This is a genomic window from Ligilactobacillus ubinensis, assembly GCF_024160875.1.
Taxonomy (GTDB): domain Bacteria; phylum Bacillota; class Bacilli; order Lactobacillales; family Lactobacillaceae; genus Ligilactobacillus; species Ligilactobacillus ubinensis.
The window spans coordinates 1-18,283 of record NZ_JAIULA010000011.1 but is presented as its reverse complement, the minus strand read 5'-3'; the positions used below and the strand labels follow the sequence as shown (position 1 = coordinate 18,283).

Genomic DNA, 18,283 nt, shown 5'->3' with positions numbered 1-18,283 from the left:
AAAAATTGTTAGAAGAATTAAAAAAAGAAGTTTACGAAGCTAATATGCAACTCCCTAAACTTGATTTAGTAACTTTTACATGGGGGAATGTTTCAGGAATTGATCGAAAAAAAGGTCTATTTGTTATAAAACCGTCAGGTGTTGATTATGAAAAATTAACACCTGAAGATATGGTTGTCGTGAATTTAAAAGGAGAAGTCGTTGAAGGACAATTGAATCCATCAAGTGATACGCCTACACACACTGTTTTATACAATGCGTTTCCAGAAATAGGTGGGATTGTGCATACGCATTCTCCATGGGCTGTTTCATTTGCAGCGGCAAACATGGATATCAGTCCTTTAAGTACAACACATGCGGACACATTTTATGGAGAGATACCGGTTTCTGATCCTTTAACAAAAGAAGAGATTGAAACAGATTATGAAGGAAATACTGGCAAAGTAATTATTAGAACTTTTAAAGAACGTAATATTGATCCACAAGCCGTTCCCGCAGTTCTTGTTTCACAACACGGTCCTTTTGCTTGGGGAGCTACACCAGCTAAAGCGGTATACAATGCAAAAGTTCTCGAAGTGGCTGCGCAAATAAATTATCATGCATTAACGTTGACACACGCTAATATCAATGTACCACAATATTTATTAGACAAGCATTATTATCGCAAACATGGAGCAAAAGCCTATTATGGTCAGGATAATGCTGAATCAAAAAATCATGCGATTAGAAAATAAACAGATAAAATTTATTAAGGAGTGAAGTTAAGATGTTAAAAGTACAAGATTATGAATTTTGGTTTGTCACAGGTAGTCAATTTTTATATGGTGAAGAACAGCTACGCAATGTAGAAAATGATGCTAAGAAAATTGTTGCGGGACTAAATGACAGTGGTAGATTACCATACAAAGTAATATTAAAAGGGGTTATGAAAACAGCCGACGATATTACCAGTTTTATGAAAGAAGCAAACTATCAGGATAATGTAGCTGGTGTTATTACTTGGATGCATACATTTTCTCCGGCTAAGAATTGGATTCGGGGAACTAAGTTATTGCAAAAACCATTGTTGCATTTAGCAACTCAATTCTTGAATCATATACCATATGAAACAATTGATTTTGATTATATGAATCTTAATCAAAGTGCACACGGTGATCGTGAATATGGGTATATTAATGCACGTTTGAAGAAAAACAACAAAGTAATTTATGGTTATTGGAATGATGCAGATGTTCAAGCTGAGATTGCACGTTGGGAAGATGTAGCGGTGGCATATGTTGAATCCTTTAAGGTTAAAGTAGCCCGTTTTGGAGACAATATGCGTAACGTTGCTGTAACTGAAGGTGATAAGATTGAGGCGCAGATTTCATTAGGCTGGACAGTTGATTATTATGGAATTGGTGATTTGGTAGATGAAATCAAGCATGTTTCAAAAGAAGATGTTGATAAAGAGTACGCAGATTTAAAGGAACGCTATGAATTAGTAGTTGGTGACAATGCAGCTGATAAGTATGAACATTCAGTTCGTGAACAATTAAAACAATATATAGCAATTAAACGCTTTTTGGATAAGGGGAATTATACAGCATTTACAACTAATTTTGAAGATTTATGGGGAATGGAACAACTTCCTGGGTTAGCAGTTCAACTTTTGATGCGTGAAGGTTATGGTTTTGGTGGTGAAGGTGATTGGAAGACCGCCGCATTGGATCGTGTTTTGAAGGTAATGGCACATAATGAGAAAACAGCATTTATGGAAGACTATACCCTTGATTTACGTAAAGGGCATGAAGCTATTTTAGGTTCACATATGTTAGAAGTAGACCCAACAATTGCTTCTGATAAGCCGCGTGTTGAAGTGCATCCTCTTGATATTGGGGATAAAGAAGATCCAGCTCGATTAGTATTTACAGGTTCTGTTGGAGATGCACTTGATGTTACATTGACAGATTTTAGGGATGGATTGAAATTTATCGGGTATCCAGTTAAAGCCAATAAACCAGAAAAAGAAACACCACATTTACCAGTAGCTAAACAATTATGGACTCCGCTTGTTGGACTTAAAGAAGGATCAACTAAGTGGATTCAAAATGGTGGTGGTCATCATACTGTATTTTCATTTGCAATAACAAAAGAACAGATAGTTGATTTAGCTAAAATGTACGGTATTAAATCCGAAATAATTGACTAAAATAAAAAACATAGAAAGTTAGTGTAATAAAAGTAGGAATATAGCATAATTTTAAAGATGATAAATCTGAAAAAATTCTAAGCTCTTTCTATGATTATGAAGTACAACAAAAAAGTTAGATATTTAAATAAGTTTTAGCTTTTTAAGGCCTGTTTTCGATATTCAATCGAAGATAGGTCTTTTGTAGATGATTAAATTGGTAGCTTTTAAGTGTAAGAGAGAAGGTGCTATATGAGTGAGTACTCTAAGGAGATATTTAAATAGTGTAGATTACGATATAACAGCTCTTGTGGTTAGAATATCTTTTAGAAACGATTTCATAAATTGTGCGAAAGCAATACACTTTTTCCTATAAGTTATATCAAAAAAGCTAGCCAGTAGAATTGTAGATTCTTTTAGGCTAGCTTCTATTTGTAAACTAATGACATAAGTATATAAAACGATATTTTTGATGGGTTTTGTCAATTTAATATATAAATCAGTTACAACATTGTATAATGAAGTAAACACTATTGCTTACTTTACTTTTTTGTCCGTTAAGATTTATATACAAATTTTTATTTAAATACGATATGATTTTTACTATATATAATATCTGCATTTTTAAGAGTTTTTCTGCTAATTAAATTATCAAGCGAAACTATATTGAAGTCATTTTTATGCAAAATATTAATTGCGTCTTCTAGCGCAGCAACATCAGCTTGTTGAGAATCATGCATTAATATTATGTCACCGTCCTTAGCTCTTTGTATATTTTTTAGTACTTTAGATTTACTATGATGATCCCAGCTTTTAGTATCAAGTGACCAAATAATAAATGGTCGAGGTTCGTTTAATTTATTTTCTGTTGTAAATTCACCAAAAGGTGGTCTAACAAATCTTGGTGTTTTATTTATTATTTTTTTAATAACATAATCATTTTCCTTTATGTTATTAATTGCATCAATTAATGGCAATCTAGGTAAATGTGTATGAGTTAAAGTGTGATTTCCAAATTCTAATTTTGAATTTTCAGCTTCACGTTTTAGTATGGAGGGATATTTTAGAGCATGTTCTCCCCAAATCATAAAAGTTGCTGGGACTGCATATTTTTCTAAAATATCAAGAACGTGAGGGGGTAGTTTCTTCCCAAGCGCCGTCATCAAAAGTTAGTGTTATTTATTTTATCATTAATTTTACCTCTACAATGAAATTTTGAAAGGGCGAATAGGTATGTTGTTCTCGTTAAATATACTTGCATGACTATACGGCTGTTGTTGATAATAGACACAAATCGAATCAGATACTTTAATGTTTGAATGAAGTGATATAGTAAGTATATTAATTTTCGATGATATTTTATCAATTATAGTAGTAGTTCCATTCACTTTAACAAATAATACTTTCCGTGTTAGTAACGGATTCAGTTCCAATTGAGTGCAGTTATCAAACATAAGCAAAATATTGTTTTCAATAACTGTGTGTTTTATAATTTTTGAAGTTTGACCATTTTGAATATAGTTATAGATTTTATCTGAAGCAAGTAAGAAAAATCTTTCTGCAGCTAGTGATTTATTTTTAGGGTGAATATCGAATCTAGCACCGTCATCCATTATATTTGTAAGGTATACAGCACTAACAGTATCTGCGATATTTGCCTGCTTTTGTCGTATTTCTGGATAGAATTCTCCTTTAAAACTTCCAAACCAATGTTCAAAAGGTGCTAGTTGCATAATCAAAAATGGTATTTTATAACCCCAAAGAGTTCTCCAATTGTTAATTAGTGCTAAAAGTAGATAATCGTAAGCTTCAGCATGTTGGTCATCTGATTCACCTTGATACCAAAGTATTGCTCTAACTCGATAGCCATATATCGTTGATACCATTGTATCAAATAGTCCATGTGGACGATTTTCAGATTCAGGGCCTAAGACATAATCTACGAATAGTTCATGGTGTTGGTCAAATGCTTTTTGTAAAGTATCGTGGTCAATTTTTCCAGCTAGTACTTTAGACCAAAAAGGTTCTATTTCAGGGTTTTTATTCTGCCTAGCTACGGTTTTTAGAAAGTTTTCATATCCATCTACTGGTCTAGTTGTAAGTAGATGCTCATAGGATTGAATATATGTTTTATTTAAAACTGAATCGCTTGTTAATGCATCTTTTGAGATCCAGGCTGATGCGGTTGTTCCACCATATGTCATCCAAATTAATCCAATTGGACATTTAGGTATTTTATTTGAAAGTTTTATACCAAAATAATAGCCAATTGCTGAAAAAAATTTAGCATTATCTTTATTAAGTTTATGCCATTCACCCGGATGATTTTTCATATCAATTTTAGAATTTAATTTAATTTTTTTTGGAACTTCGAAAAATGATATATCTCCAGCAGTTGTTAAAATAGTAGTAACATGATTGGGATTTTTTTGATAGGTACTATCATATAGTAAATTAAAATCCATATTTGATTGCCCAGCTAGCAACCACACTTCGCCGATTTTTATATTTATTGATTTTAGTATGATATTATTTGATTTAAAAATTAAAGCAATCCCATTATTTGCTGGATGTTGCGAAAGATTAGCTTTGAAAGATCCCTCAGTATCAGTAACAGTAGTTACGGAATCATTTTCAATACTTATTTGAATATTTGTGTTTGGGATATACTTTCCCCAAACGTGAATGGGGGTATCCTTTTGTAGGATCATGCCATCCTGAAAAATTGGGGGTAATTTTAAATTGTTATTAACTTCTTTGTTACTGTTCATAACTACTGATCCTCACTTACATTAAATTCTAGTAACTCTACGTAGTCAGAAGTATTAACTGAGGTACTTGAAATATAAATTCCTCGTACACATCCAGTAAATCCACCAGCAATCTCTGTACTCAAAAATTTAGTATCAACTTTAATATTGAACCAATGATAATCTTGAGAATTACGCAATACATAGCCAAAAGTAGTCTGTTGAGCATTTTGCTTAACAATTAATTTATTTACGGTTATATTTAAAGGCTTTGTCAGTAATATTTGATTTGTGCCATCTCTAAATTTAGCAAGGTTAAGAGAATATCCTATTTTTTCTTTTTTTACAAAAAAATTAAGATTATTTTTGTGATTTTGGTAGATAGTAAGACCTAATTCAGAATCTAGCAAGTGGATTTCACCAAATGATGCTTCAAAGGTTCCGAACATTGAGCATTGTCTAAGTCCAATAAATGTTGGAGAATCTAAGTCGGATAATTTTACATTTGAACTTTTCATGACTAGATTTCCATTAATATTAAATTTATATTTTTCTTCTTTGGGATTACGTAAGAATAGTAGTCTGTTATCAAATTTTTGATTTGAAAAATTAATTGTCTTTCGAGGTTCTGAAATATTATTTTCAGGTAGAAAAATTTTACCATATTTCTCAAGTATTCCCATTCCTGGATTTAGTACAGGCCAATTATTCTCCCAGGAAATATGGCCAAGAAATGTTTCTCTACCAGTATTAACAACATTTTCGCATTTACGGCTTCCTAGACATACAAAGTACCAATCATTTGTAAATGCTTTGACAAAATCACCGTGACCAACATTTGCGACATTGTATTTATTTCCCATATTTCGATGTGTCAATATTGGATTATCAGGATTACTTTCATATGGTCCTGTTAATTCTTTACTTCTTGCGATTGTTATTGAATGGTGACTTTCCGTACCGCCTTCTGCTATTAATAAATAGTAATATCCTCCCTTTTTATAAATATGAGGCCCTTCAGGCCAAACAACATTTCTTAGTGCACCATTCCAGAGGGGAATCACTTTTCCTTTAAATTGAAGAGTAGTTGTATTTAATTCAACAAGGTAGATTTCATTGTCTCCAAAAAACTTAGTTCCTTTTGAATTGTTATGTGTACCTACATAGAATATTTTTTTATTTTCAAAATATAGACTTGGATCAATCCCATCTGCATCCTTAATGAATGTAGGATCAGACCAAGGCCCCTTAGGATTAGTAGCGGTGATAATAAACACACCGCCATGTGCTTCATTCGAAGATATTATATAGAATAACCCGTTGTGAAATCTAATTGTAGGTGCATAGATTCCTTCAGAATCTTCATTATTACTTAAATCTACCTGACTTTTACGAGTAAGAGCATTACCTATTTGCTTCCAGTGTACTAAGTCAGTGCTGTGAAATATTGGAATACCTGGAAAATAAGAGAATGTTGAATTTACAAGATAAAAATTTTTCCCAACTGCACAAATAGATGGGTCTGGATGAAAACCTTTAATGATAGGATTTTTAAAATTAATCGCTTTCATAAAATATTAACTTCTTTCATAAGTTGCTAATCGTTTGAATCATTTTGCATTCTGCGCATCAATTTCTATATTCATCTGATTCATTAACTTATCTGTAATTGGATACATTTGAATTAAACCCATGCTAAGTAGAATTAGCAATGCAGGGATGTAACACATAATCCAAAGAATGCCACTCATTGCATTAGCTGATTGAACACTAAGATTTGCATTAAAGCCAACAGCTTGGAGGATATATCCAGGGATAACACCACCAATAGCTAAACCAATGGCTACTGCAAATTGGTAAGTAGAGCTAATAATTGCATTTTCTCTTTTACCTGTTTTCCATTCGCCATAATTAGTAATTTCAGGGACAAATGCCCACATGTATCCAGTTGTGACAATCATACCTAATGATGCTAATAATTTGCCAAACATAGCTAAAGCAATGTTGTGTGCGTTACTAAATGCAAGAATCATAAGCCCTACAATTAGTAATACACTAAATGTATGCATCATTCCTTTACGCCCCATTTTCTTTTTCATCCAAGGGATTGCAGGTACGATTAGAAATGATGGTAAGGTACCTAAAACATTAAAGTATTTTAGCATATTTGGATTTGCCATATTATAAGTTACATAATATGAAGCACCAGAGTTAACCATTGTCATAAACGTAAATGCAAGTATCATGTAAATAAAGATTAATACATAAGGTTTATTAGCTTTAGCTTGGGTAGCAAAATCTTTAACAGATACTTGTGCGGCATCTGCCTCATCCATGTGATAATGCTCTTTGACTGTTTTAAAGCCAAAGAGTAAGCCAAATAATCCTAAAATAGCAAAAATCCCCATTGTTAAAGACCAACCAATTTGTGATTGAGGACCAGAGTACGAACCTGAAATATTTGTAACTAACAAAGGTACACAGAATGAAACAAGAACTCCACCTGTGTTTGAGCAAAACAAACTATACGAGTTTAGTACGGTGATTTCATCATTATCACGTGTCATAGCTGCAGGAAGTGCCCCATTAATACAAAGACCTACATTAAGTAATGACAAGAATACGTATGTTGTGTAAGCATATACTAATTTGAGCGTATATCCAACATTAGGTGTTATAAAAGCAATAACGGAGAAGAAAGCATAAGGTAGGGCTAAGTAAAGTAAATAACCGCGATATTTACCAAATTTAGTTGTTCTTTTGTCTACAAATGTTCCCCAGAGTGGATTTCCGATGGCGTCGACTACTTTAACAATTAAAAACATTAAAGCGGAATCAGCCGGTCGAAGCCCATATACATTAGTATAAAAGAAAAGCAGATACGTACTTACAACATTGAAAATCAAGTTTACGGCCATGTTTACGAAACCATAACCTAACTTCTCACTAAAGTTTAGTTTAATTTGTTGAACCATAATTTGAATCCTCCTAATTTAAGGCAACAATTGTAATTTTTTATTTTAATTCTTTGTAATCAAACGAATCAAAAGTGGCTGTTTGTTTATATCCTGAGTAGTCAACAGCGGCTACCCCAACAAAAGCACCTGTAAAGAAACCGCCATAAGTTTGTAAGACATAGTCATCAGAGAGAATAGCTGCATCTAGAATGACTGGCGTTGAGAACCATGTTATACCATCAAACGAATATTCATATGAGTATTCTAATTTACGAATTTTGGTACGGAACCAAATGTAATTGACAGTATCGGGTATTTTAATAGAATTATCCTTCAGATAAGATGTGTAGTTATTATTATCATTTTGAGCAATTTCAATAACCTTTCCCTTGTTTTCGTCATGTGTAATATAAATCCACGACCAATGTTTTTCATTATAGAAATTGACTAAACCAGCCATCTGTTGATAATTAAAGGGATTAAATTGCACTTTAGTTTCTGCATCAAAATTAAACGATTGCCACCTTTGTGCCAACATTGAAACATCAAATGTGCTTGCAAGTGAACGTTGACCAATTAGTTTTAATTTGCCATCTCCAAATGAACCCATTTTATGTGAGAAAGGTACACGTAATGTGTTCCAATCTATATTTAAAGATTTTTCATCAAATTCATCGTGACGTGAATGATCCAATGATGAAGTTGTTTGAATTGCATCTTTTGGTGCCTCGACTTCAATTTGACCGCCATGGCCACCAACAATTCGAGGCCAACCTTGATCGTCCCAGTATACTTTTTGAATAGATGTCTCACGTCCTAATGTGCACCATCCCATAGGATCATGTGAAGATTCAGTTGGATGATTTAATGGTCTGCTCATCAATGATGCATAATACCATTCGCCACTTGGAGTACTTGCTAAAGCACCGTGACCTTGTTTTTGTATATAGAAATCAGGAGTATCAAAGTTAGTGATAAATGGCCCATTAGGTTCAGTCTCAAATGAATGAGCTTCAAGGCTCTTTGATCGAGAAACTACTTCTTCATGTGTCCAAACAGTTCCACCTTGTGCAGTGAATAAATAGTATTGACCATTAATTTTGTAGAGATGTGGACCTTCAACTAATTTAACGTCTGTTCCATCATAAATAGTGCGTGCGGTTTCCGGCTTCAAATGCATGTCACTTGTATCAAATTCTGTTAATGTAATTCCATTAAATTCATGATGGTATTCACGGTGATCCCAAGTTTGTTGGACTAAGTATTTACGTCCGTCATCATCATGAAATAAGGAGGCATCGAAACCAACACCATTCACAACAATAGGGTCTGTCCATGGACCGTGGATATCTGTTGAGGTTGTTAAATAATTAGTTGCATCTTTAAATGGACCTTCAGTAACTTTAACGTCGGTATAAATTAGCCAGAATTTTCCATCGGCATATGATAAATCAGGTGCCCAAATACCACCTGAAGAAGGATTGCCTACCATGTTGAGTAATTTAGTTGTTGAAAGTGGAGAAGGCAGTAGTGTCCAATGTATTAAATCTTTTGATTCATGTAGGCGAACTCCAGGGAACCATTCAAAAGTAGAATTAGCAATATAGTATGTGTCACCAACACGAATAAAACTTGGATCAGCATTAAATCCAGGTAAAACAGGATTTTTAATTTTCATAAGAGATTTCCTTTCTTTCAAATAAAATAGTTCGTTATAAGTTGACTAATTTTATTAATTTTTGAATGTAAGTTGATTTATTAAACGAACTTACGTAAGCCTGGCCAGACAAAAAAACAACTTTATTCCCTTTGATTGTATCCGCTTGCATTAACTGTGTCAAGAACTTTATATGAATATTGATTCTGTTTTTTACAAAATTGTATTAATTATTTTTGTATTTTCAATGTTATCGTAACAGCAATTGCTGTAAAAATTATGGATAAAATTGATCGTAAAAAAATGTTAATCTATGGTGCTATTGGGATGGGAGCTTCTCTTTTTATCATGTCGATTGCAATGATTTTATTAAAGGCTGGTAATGGTAATTTAGGTTCATGGATTTGTGTTATTGCATTAACTTTGTATATCGCCTTCTTTTCTGCTACATGGGGCCCGGTTATGTGGGTTATGATTGGTGAAGCTTTCCCACTTAACATTCGTGATTTAGGTAACTCTTTTGGTGCTGTAATTAACTGGGCAGCTAATTTTGCTGTATCTGAATCATTTACGTATTTACTAACAGTGTTTAGTCCAACGAATGTTTCTAACCCTGAAGGTCAAGGGATAGCAAGATTATTTATTGTTTACGGAATTCTTTGTTTTGTAGCTATTTGGTTTGTAGCTAAACATACAATTGAAACACGGAATAAGTCACTTGAATCAATTGAAGCATATTTGCGTACACAAGCGCATAAGAAAGGATACAGTGAAGAAAATTAAAAGCATTTATTAAATCGAATGAAAGGGCTTGCTTTTTTTGAAAATTTAGTTTACAATTTTGGTTGACAAGTTGGTTTTATTAACCAACTAACTTTAAAGGAGGAATTTAACATGAGTAATTATTGGAATGTGGACAAGATACAATATATCGGGAATAAGGATAGCAAATCGCAGCTTGGTTTTCAGTATTATAATCCAGATGAAGTTATTGGCGGTAAAAAAATGCGCGATTGGCTACGTTTTTCAGTAGCATACTGGCATACATTTGACCAACGATTAGTAGATCCATTTGGTGATGGAACAGCTATTAGACCATACGATAAGTATAAAGACCCAATGGATCAAGCATTGGCTAAAGTTGATGCTGCGTTTGAATTTTATGAAAAATTAGGTGTTGACTATCTCTGTTTTCATGATCGTGATTTAGCACCTGAGGGAGCTACTCTAAGAGAAACAAACAAAAATCTTGATAAGATTGTTGATAAAATTGTTGAATATCAAAAAACAACAGGAATGAAGGTATTGTGGAATACAGCTAATATGTTTACCAATCCACGTTTTGTTGCAGGTGCAGCTACATCACCATACGCAGATGTATTTGCATATTCAGCAGCCCAATTAAAACATAGTCTTGAAATTGGTAAGCGAGTTGGCGCTGAAAATTATGTCTTTTGGGGTGGTAGAGAAGGTTATGAATCACTTTGGAATACAGATATGAAACGCGAACAAGAACATGCAGCTAAGTTCTTCCATATGGCTAAAGATTATGCTAATGAAATTGGCTTTGATGCTCAGATGTTGCTAGAACCAAAGCCAAAGGAACCAACAACACATCAATATGATTTTGATGCAGCGACAACAATAGCGTTTATGAAAGAATATGACTTAGACAAAGACTTCAAGCTTAACTTAGAAGGAAATCACGCTAACTTAGCAGGTCATACGTATCAACATGAAATTAGAGTGGCTCGTTCAGCTGGTTTGTTAGGATCATTAGATGCAAATCAAGGAGACAAGTTGATTGGTTGGGATATTGATGAATTTCCATCTGATTTGTATCAAACAACAGCAGCTATGTGTGAGGTTGTTGAAGAAGGAGCTATTGGACCTCGCGGTGGTTTGAATTTTGATTCAAAACCTCGTCGTTCATCATTCGAACCAGAAGATTTATTCTATGGTCATATCGTTGGTATGGATACATTTGCAGCGGGCTTACGTGTAGCAGTTAAGATGAAAGAAGACCATGTTCTTGATGATGTTATTAAGGAACGCTACAGTTCATATGATTCTGGAATCGGGGCAGATATTGAGTCAGGAAAGGCAGATTTCAAGTCGCTTGAAGCATATGCTATTGATAAAACTGCAGAACAGTTACGTGCAGCTACTCACTCAGATCATCTAGAGCAAGTAAAAGACACGATAAATCATTATATTGTTCAAGCTTTGAAATAGAGTAACAGATATTAAAATAGAAAAGACTGGAATGGTACTGACCTTGAATAAAGCTTTATGAAGGGATATAGCAACATTAATAACTTTTCTATTTTAGCATTAATGAAAGTTAAGGAGAGACGGTCATGGATAATTGTGTACTCGGGATAGACTTAGGAACTAGTGCGGTAAAGGTTTCTGCAGTTAATCAAAGTGGCAAGATTATAGCTCAAGAAAAAATGGATTTTCCAATACAACAACCACATCCGGGTTATGCTGAACAAAATCCAGAAGATTGGGTAAATGCAACTACTGTAGCGATTGTTCGATTAATACTGAGTGATAAGTTAAATCCTAAGCAAATAAAGGGAGTTAGCTATTCGGGTCAGATGCATGGCTTGGTTTTATTGGATAAAGATAATCAAGTTTTACGTCCAGCGATGCTTTGGAATGACACACGGTCAAGTAAACAACGCTATGAAATTATGGATCGAATGGGAGAACGTTTTGTTGAAATTACGCATAATCAACCATTAGAAGGGTTCACACTGCCTAAATTGTTATGGGTTAAAGAAAATGAACCTGAGGTCTTTGCAAAAGCACAAACCATGCTATTGCCTAAAGATTATTTACGGTTTAAAATGACGGGTAATTTAGCAATTGATTATTCAGATGCTACCGGAACTGTTATGTTGGATGTAAAAAAACAAGAGTGGAGTCAAGAAATCCTAGATACTTTTGAAATTCCAGCAAGACTGTGTCCACCACTTATAAAGTCAATTGAAAATTCAGGTAGAATAAACCAGTGGTATGCAGATTATTCAGGACTAACAACGGAGACACTAACTTTTGGTGGCGGTGCAGACAATGCATGTGGAGCAGTAGGCGCAGGAATTACTAGTTCAAATAAGGTTCTTTCAAGCATTGGAACATCAGGTGTGATTTTGAAATATGAAGCTGATAAAAATACAAATTATCAAGGTGATTTGCAATATGAGGATCATGCAATACCAAATGCATTCTATTCAATGGGGGTAACTTTAGCAGCTGGTTTTTCATTGAGTTGGTTTAAACAAACATTTGCAAAAAATGAAGATTTTAACGAAATGGTTAATAGTGCGACAAAATCCCCAATTGGAGCTAATGGATTGATGTTTGCTCCATATATTGTTGGAGAGCGTGCTCCATACGCAGATGCCGATATTAGAGGTAGTTTTATAGGGATTGACAGCATCCATAAGCGCTCAGATTTTGTTCGTGCTGTTTTGGAAGGAATAATCTTTTCTTTTGAAGATATTCTTGAAAAGTATCGCGAAAAAGATAATGATTTTGATACGATTGTTGCTATCGGTGGTGGAGCCAAAAATAAATTATGGCAACAAATCCAAGCTGATATCTTTAATGTTAAAGTGGTAACTCTTGAAAACGAACAAGGACCAGGCCTTGGAGCTGCAATGTTAGCAGCAGTTGGTTTAGGTTGGTTTAAAGATTTGCAAGAATGTGCAAAGAGTTTTGTGAATTTTAAGGATGTTTTATTACCGCATAAAGACAATGTAGCAAAATACAAAAAACTACACAAAATATATCAGAAAATATATCCAGCAACTAAAGAAATAACCCATAGTTTGGTTGAGTATAGAAGGGAAAATTAAGTTTAAAGTTTAGCTACTTTAGTTTTGAAAAGTCTGCGCAAAAATATTGTGCAGACTTTTTCTGTTTACATAGGTTTAAGTAATAAATGTAGTATACTTATTAATAGAAGCAACTTTGATAACTGGATGGCGTAGATGAATAACTTAAAGGAATAATTATATGAATGAATTAGAAATGATAAAAAACAATAGTACTAAGTCTATTTTACAAGAACTATTTAATAATAAAGTAACTACAAGAGCGGAGATTTCGCGTTCAGTGGGTTTGAATAAGTCAACTATTTCAAGTATTTATGATACTTTAAAGCAATTAAATCTTGTGGAAGAATTAGGTGAAGGAGAAGCTTCCAATCTAGGCGGGAGAAAACCAACTAAGATTAGGATCAATGCTAACTATGGCTTTACGGTCAGCTTTGATATTTCTTTTCACAACTTGCATTATATGGCCAACTTGCTCAATGGTGAAATTGTTACACAGGGGAAGGTCTCAATTTACGGTGATGAAACAGCGGAAATTTTGAAAATCATTGATGATAAGATTAAGCATTTCCTAGCCACCGTTAAAACAGATAGAGGATTATTGGGAATTTGCTTTTCAGTGCATGGGGTTATTGATGATAATCAGATTATTTATTCTCCATTTGTAGATTTAGAAAATATAGATTTACATAGAATGTTTGCAGAAAAATATGAAGTTCCAGTCCTAATCGAAAATGAATCTAATTTAGTAGCTTTATATGCAAGGGATTTTCTTAATAAGAATACGATTGAAAACTTGATTGTCGTAAGCATCCATAAAGGGATAGGTTCTGGTGTAATAATTAATGGGAATTTATTTCGTGGCTTTCATGGTCAAGCGGGAGAAATAGGCCAGATGCTTGTTAGCAAAAACGGTGGTACCTATGCAGATATTGAACAATTATGGTCAGAAGATGCAATGATTAAATTCTTAGCTAAATCCTTAAATATAGAGACTTTTTCAAGAGAACTACTTATTAAGTATTTGAATGAAAAGAATAATGTAGTAGAAAAAGTTATAGCAGATTTTGTTAGTGAAATAGCGCGTTCGATTTATAATATATCTAAGTTTTGTGCGTCGGATACGGTGTATTTATGCTCACCACTAATGGAAGAAGAACCGCTAATCTTTCAAAAAATTACTAAAGAAGTCGATATTTTAAATAAAAAAAATAAACGAAGTTATGAAATCAAATTGAATTTGATAGAACATTCGAATCAAGCAACATTATTAGGAGCATGTTCATTAATAACGCATCATGTCTTACATTTAGATGATTTTGATTTGAACTTTAATTAATAGTAACAAACATCGCTGGTAAAGACGGATATAAGTGTCTTTGCCAGCGATGTTTTGGTGTTGCAGAAAACATATTAAGAACAATAATGTTTTAATAAATTCAGTCGAAAGAATTAACAGCCTCAAATATTAAATTAGCAAACCACTCTCGATCAAGATGAAAAAGGACATTTGCGTTGGGTTTTCTTTTTGTTATATGGTGATAATCAATGACAGATTCTCCTGTTGTAAAAATACCCTGAGTTTCAACTTCTACATTACATTTTTGTGATACAAATTTACTAGGATCAATGAGCCAGGCTATTGTACATGGATCGTATAAAGGAAGTCCTTTAAAGTCCCAATGTGTATTAAATGATAAACCATAAAAATCAATCAGACCAGCTACTGCTTTTCCAACAGAGTTTTTAACTTTATGTATTTTAGCTTTGTCTTTGTCGAGTAGTTGAGCTTCAAAACCAACATTTAAGGGAGCAAGAACAATTGGTAAACCTGAAGACATAACAATTTTAGCTGCTTCTGGATCGGCTTGGAAATTAAATTCAGTTGTAGGACACCAATTGCCAGTTCCCATTGCACCACCAAAAATTACTAATTGTTTAATATGATTTTTTAAGTTAGGATATACAGTTAAGAATAAAGCGATATTAGTGCAAGGACCAGTAACAACGAGGGTAACTTTTTTCTCGCTTTCTGAGACTAGTTTCGCAATCAGTTCAATTGCAGTTAGAGACTGAACTGCAAAGTTTGGGATAGGCAAATCAGCACCGTCTAGTCCTGTAAGCCCATGCATACTAACGCCAGATATAAGCTCTCTAAGCAAAGGGGTATGATTACCAGAGGCAACAGGAATTGTTTTTTCATTCATTAAAGTTAAAATAGACATGGCATTGCGAAGTGTTTGACTATGTTTTTGATTGCCTGCAGAAGTTGTAACACCGAGTAAATTGATTTTAGAGGAGTATACCGCTAAAATCAAGGCAATAGCATCATCATGTCCAGGATCACAGTCAAGTATAATATTTTCAACATCCATAGTAAAATCTCCTAGCTATTAATATATGTTTAACGTTTTTAGATAGCGGTTACAAAAAATTTAATTATGATATAATCATAGCGCAATAAAATAGTGATTAGCAAGCTAATATTAGCTTTTCTTAGAAGAAAATTCAAAGAATAAAATAAAACTAGTAAATTAATTATTCGTGACTGAGTAGTTAATTTACTAGTTTTATTATAAGGAATCAGAGTGGTAGATTGCTGTAAACTTATTGTTTTTTCAGTAAAAGTTCTTTGTAGGCTAATAATGCACGACAACCGAAGTCATGATCTTCAATGTCAGATAATCCAGAGATAGTTAAGCTACCAATTATACCGGTATCTTTAACGATTATTGGAATGCCACCTCCAACGATGGCAAATTGTGTAGGAGATAAACCTGTTTCTTGATAAAACTTTTCTGGTTTATCCGTGTACAATAATTTCTCATATAACGATGAGTGATCAAACATATCTACAACATTTTCTTTTTTCTTAATCCAAATATTGTTTTCATTAGTAGTTAACTTGCCTGCATGAAAAAAGACAGGACGTTTATTTAATTTGATTAAAACACAGACTTTTTCATAGTTAGTAGAATCTATTTCTTTTAGGATAGATACAAAACTGTTTAAATCTGCTAGTCCAAAGTGCGGTAAGACAATTTCAGTTTCTTGTTTTAAAACTTCTTGCGCTGTTATCAATGTAAGACTCCTTTTTAATACATAAAATAAGCTAATATAGTTGTTAAATCAAAGGATACGAAGCATCTACTTTTTGAGGTAGACCTGTTTCGAGCGATTTTTGTGCAGCACTTGCAGCACGTTGAGCCATAATAACGTCTAATCCTTCAGCGACAACTGGTTTGTTGAGTAATAATGATTTAACAAAAGCTTTCATCTCAGCGATGTAAGCTGGGCGATATCTTTCTTGGAAAACAGGTAATGGGTTACTAAGTTCAGTTCTTTTAGAATTATAAAGTTCAACTGTACTCCCACTAACATTTTCAGCTTTTAGCATACCTTCAGAACCAAAAACTTCTACACGTTGGTCATAACCATAGACAGCACGACGACTGTTATCAATTAAACCGTATGTTCCATTTTCAAATTGTAGAACAAGAGCAAGTGTGTCGATATCGTTAATATCTTTTAATGTAGGATCAATTAATGTTCCGCCTTTAGCGTAAACTTCGGATATATTACTATGCATCATATATCTTGCAATATCAAAATCATGCATAGTGAAGTCAAATAATAAGCCACCAATACGTTTAATTAGTTCATGTGGAAGGACATCGGGATCGCGAGATGTTATCTTGACCATTTGAGGAGTTCCGATTTTACCATTTTGAATATTTTCATGAACAGCTCTAAACTGCGGATCCATACGGCGATTGAAGCCAATTTGTAAAGAAACCCCGGCTTTTTTAACTTCTTGAAGAACCTTTATACTAGCTTGTTCATCAGTGTTCATGCTAAGTGGCTTTTCACAAAAAATATTTTTCCCCGCTTTAGCTGCGGCAGTAACAATTTCTTCGTGAGTATCAGTTGAAGTGAAAATGAAAACGGTATTAATTTTAGGATTACTTAACAGTTCATGATAATCTTTAGTTTGATTTGTTATTCCTAAAGCATTTAGCTTTTCTGAAACGTTTTCAATGAAAACGTCAGCAACTTGAACAATTTCAATATCAGAAATAGTTAGTAAATTCTTTAAATGCATTTGCCCCGCTCTACCTAAACCAATAATACCAGCATATACTTTTTCCATAAAAAACACACCTTTCAAAAATCAATTCATATCTCTGGTTTGAAAAAATTACTTTTATAGTACTTAGCGACTAATTCGCTATAAAATGAATTAGTTTTATATTTACTTATAGAAGAGTAAATTTTTCTTTTTTAAAAGTAAGTTACATATAGCACAAATGTAAGCAACCTTACACAAGACATTATTTCACTATGTATTGTGAATGTCAATACTTTTATAAACATTGAACTTTAAAAAAATATTTTTCGTATCTTTGTTGACAAATGCTAATTTAGTGGTAATCTAATGGTGAAAAGAGTAAGCAAATGCTTTGAGTTTGCTGTTACCTTATTCAAAAAAATATTTAATTCACAAGCATTTGCTCAATAAAAAATGCGTTTACAAAGCGCTGAATAATTATTGAATGCTAAAAAAATCACAATATCTAAATAGATAATGTGTGCTTGTGTCTTATGAGTTTGGTTTTAACTTCATGAAGTGAATTTTTAACAAGTTGTGGTTTGTGGGTAAAGATGGAGGTAAAAATTATGGATTATGATACAAAAAAAGATATAAAGTGGGGAATCGCACCAATCGGTTGGCGTAACGATGATATTCCTTCAATTGGAAAGGATAACAACTTACAACAATTATTAAGTGATATTGTTGTAGCGGGTTTTCAAGGAACTGAAGTCGGAGGCTTTTTCCCTGGACCAGAAAAGTTAAATTATGAACTGAAATTACGTAATTTGAAGATTGCTGGTCAATGGTTTAG

At 33.4% G+C, this 18,283-nt stretch carries 13 protein-coding genes and 2 pseudogenes; 7 read left to right on the top strand and 8 right to left on the bottom strand.

Annotated elements, in window-relative coordinates; all coding sequences use genetic code 11:
- The first annotated feature begins 5 nt into the window (after positions 1–5).
- Complete coding sequence (locus LB941_RS06725; RefSeq protein WP_253360553.1) at positions 6–734, top strand: L-ribulose-5-phosphate 4-epimerase; 729 nt, start codon at positions 6–8, stop codon at positions 732–734.
- 32 nt (positions 735–766) lie between these two features.
- The gene (gene araA / locus LB941_RS06720; protein WP_253360551.1) at positions 767–2,191 is read left to right on the top strand and encodes an L-arabinose isomerase; all 1,425 of its coding nucleotides are present in this window, start codon (positions 767–769) and stop codon (positions 2,189–2,191) included.
- Between the two features lie 557 nt (positions 2,192–2,748).
- On the opposite strand, the gene LB941_RS06715 is transcribed toward araA, so the two are convergent.
- Genes LB941_RS06715 through LB941_RS06695 form a run of 5 tightly spaced genes read right to left on the bottom strand, consistent with a single transcriptional unit; the run spans position 2,749 to position 9,555 of the window.
- The gene (locus tag LB941_RS06715) at positions 2,749–3,333 is read right to left on the bottom strand and encodes a polysaccharide deacetylase family protein (protein ID WP_275980007.1); all 585 of its coding nucleotides are present in this window, start codon (positions 3,331–3,333) and stop codon (positions 2,749–2,751) included.
- A 39-nt stretch (positions 3,334–3,372) separates the two neighbouring features.
- The gene (locus LB941_RS06710; protein ID WP_253360547.1) at positions 3,373–4,941 is read right to left on the bottom strand and encodes a sialate O-acetylesterase; all 1,569 of its coding nucleotides are present in this window, start codon (positions 4,939–4,941) and stop codon (positions 3,373–3,375) included.
- A gap of 2 nt (positions 4,942–4,943) precedes the next feature.
- Entirely contained in the window at positions 4,944–6,491 is a 1,548-nt protein-coding gene (locus LB941_RS06705) for a glycoside hydrolase family 43 protein (RefSeq protein ID WP_253360546.1), read from the bottom strand.
- A gap of 39 nt (positions 6,492–6,530) precedes the next feature.
- Positions 6,531–7,895 (bottom strand): MFS transporter, encoded by a 1,365-nt coding sequence (locus tag LB941_RS06700; protein WP_253360545.1) that lies wholly within the window; start codon positions 7,893–7,895, stop codon positions 6,531–6,533.
- A gap of 40 nt (positions 7,896–7,935) precedes the next feature.
- A complete protein-coding gene (locus tag LB941_RS06695; RefSeq protein WP_253360544.1) occupies positions 7,936–9,555 on the bottom strand; it encodes a glycoside hydrolase family 43 protein in 1,620 nt (539 codons plus the stop codon).
- A 219-nt stretch (positions 9,556–9,774) separates the two neighbouring features.
- Between LB941_RS06695 and LB941_RS06690 the strand changes: the two are divergent.
- From LB941_RS06690 to LB941_RS06675, 4 genes and pseudogenes are all read left to right on the top strand, one after another.
- Positions 9,775–10,317: pseudogene (locus LB941_RS06690) on the top strand (MFS transporter); the annotation flags it as partial.
- A 111-nt stretch (positions 10,318–10,428) separates the two neighbouring features.
- Positions 10,429–11,769: a xylose isomerase gene (gene xylA / locus LB941_RS06685; protein ID WP_253360543.1), complete on the top strand. Its 1,341-nt coding sequence runs from the start codon at positions 10,429–10,431 to the stop codon at positions 11,767–11,769.
- Positions 11,770–11,894: 125 nt separating this feature from the next.
- Positions 11,895–13,400, top strand: coding sequence for a xylulokinase (xylB, locus tag LB941_RS06680; protein WP_253360542.1), 1,506 nt, complete (start codon positions 11,895–11,897; stop codon positions 13,398–13,400).
- A gap of 160 nt (positions 13,401–13,560) precedes the next feature.
- Complete coding sequence (locus LB941_RS06675; protein ID WP_253360540.1) at positions 13,561–14,718, top strand: ROK family protein; 1,158 nt, start codon at positions 13,561–13,563, stop codon at positions 14,716–14,718.
- Between the two features lie 100 nt (positions 14,719–14,818).
- Here LB941_RS06675 and rihA read toward each other — a convergent pair whose 3' ends face one another.
- From rihA to iolG, 3 genes are all read right to left on the bottom strand, one after another.
- The gene (rihA, locus tag LB941_RS06670) at positions 14,819–15,754 is read right to left on the bottom strand and encodes a pyrimidine-specific ribonucleoside hydrolase RihA (RefSeq protein WP_253360538.1); all 936 of its coding nucleotides are present in this window, start codon (positions 15,752–15,754) and stop codon (positions 14,819–14,821) included.
- A 232-nt stretch (positions 15,755–15,986) separates the two neighbouring features.
- On the bottom strand, positions 15,987–16,460 hold the full coding sequence (locus LB941_RS06665) for a heme-binding protein (protein ID WP_253360536.1): 474 nt from the start codon (positions 16,458–16,460) through the stop codon (positions 15,987–15,989).
- Positions 16,461–16,503: 43 nt separating this feature from the next.
- On the bottom strand, positions 16,504–17,529 hold the full coding sequence (gene iolG / locus LB941_RS06660; protein ID WP_253360534.1) for an inositol 2-dehydrogenase: 1,026 nt from the start codon (positions 17,527–17,529) through the stop codon (positions 16,504–16,506).
- A 527-nt stretch (positions 17,530–18,056) separates the two neighbouring features.
- Here iolG and LB941_RS06655 point away from each other — a divergent pair.
- Positions 18,057–18,283, top strand: a pseudogene (locus LB941_RS06655) (myo-inosose-2 dehydratase); the annotation flags it as partial.

What these genes read in the sequence shown, in the direction of transcription:
- xylA (WP_253360543.1), top strand. Translation starts at nt 10,429, where the DNA reads ATGAGTAATTATTGGAATGTGGACAAGATACAATATATCGGGAATAAG.
- iolG (WP_253360534.1), bottom strand. Translation starts at nt 17,529, where the DNA reads ATGGAAAAAGTATATGCTGGTATTATTGGTTTAGGTAGAGCGGGGCAA.
- xylB (WP_253360542.1), top strand. Translation starts at nt 11,895, where the DNA reads ATGGATAATTGTGTACTCGGGATAGACTTAGGAACTAGTGCGGTAAAG.
- rihA (WP_253360538.1), bottom strand. Translation starts at nt 15,754, where the DNA reads ATGGATGTTGAAAATATTATACTTGACTGTGATCCTGGACATGATGAT.
- LB941_RS06675 (WP_253360540.1), top strand. Translation starts at nt 13,561, where the DNA reads ATGAATGAATTAGAAATGATAAAAAACAATAGTACTAAGTCTATTTTA.
- LB941_RS06695 (WP_253360544.1), bottom strand. Translation starts at nt 9,555, where the DNA reads ATGAAAATTAAAAATCCTGTTTTACCTGGATTTAATGCTGATCCAAGT.
- LB941_RS06715 (WP_275980007.1), bottom strand. Translation starts at nt 3,333, where the DNA reads ATGACGGCGCTTGGGAAGAAACTACCCCCTCACGTTCTTGATATTTTA.
- LB941_RS06705 (WP_253360546.1), bottom strand. Translation starts at nt 6,491, where the DNA reads ATGAAAGCGATTAATTTTAAAAATCCTATCATTAAAGGTTTTCATCCA.
- LB941_RS06710 (WP_253360547.1), bottom strand. Translation starts at nt 4,941, where the DNA reads ATGAACAGTAACAAAGAAGTTAATAACAATTTAAAATTACCCCCAATT.
- LB941_RS06700 (WP_253360545.1), bottom strand. Translation starts at nt 7,895, where the DNA reads ATGGTTCAACAAATTAAACTAAACTTTAGTGAGAAGTTAGGTTATGGT.
- araA (WP_253360551.1), top strand. Translation starts at nt 767, where the DNA reads ATGTTAAAAGTACAAGATTATGAATTTTGGTTTGTCACAGGTAGTCAA.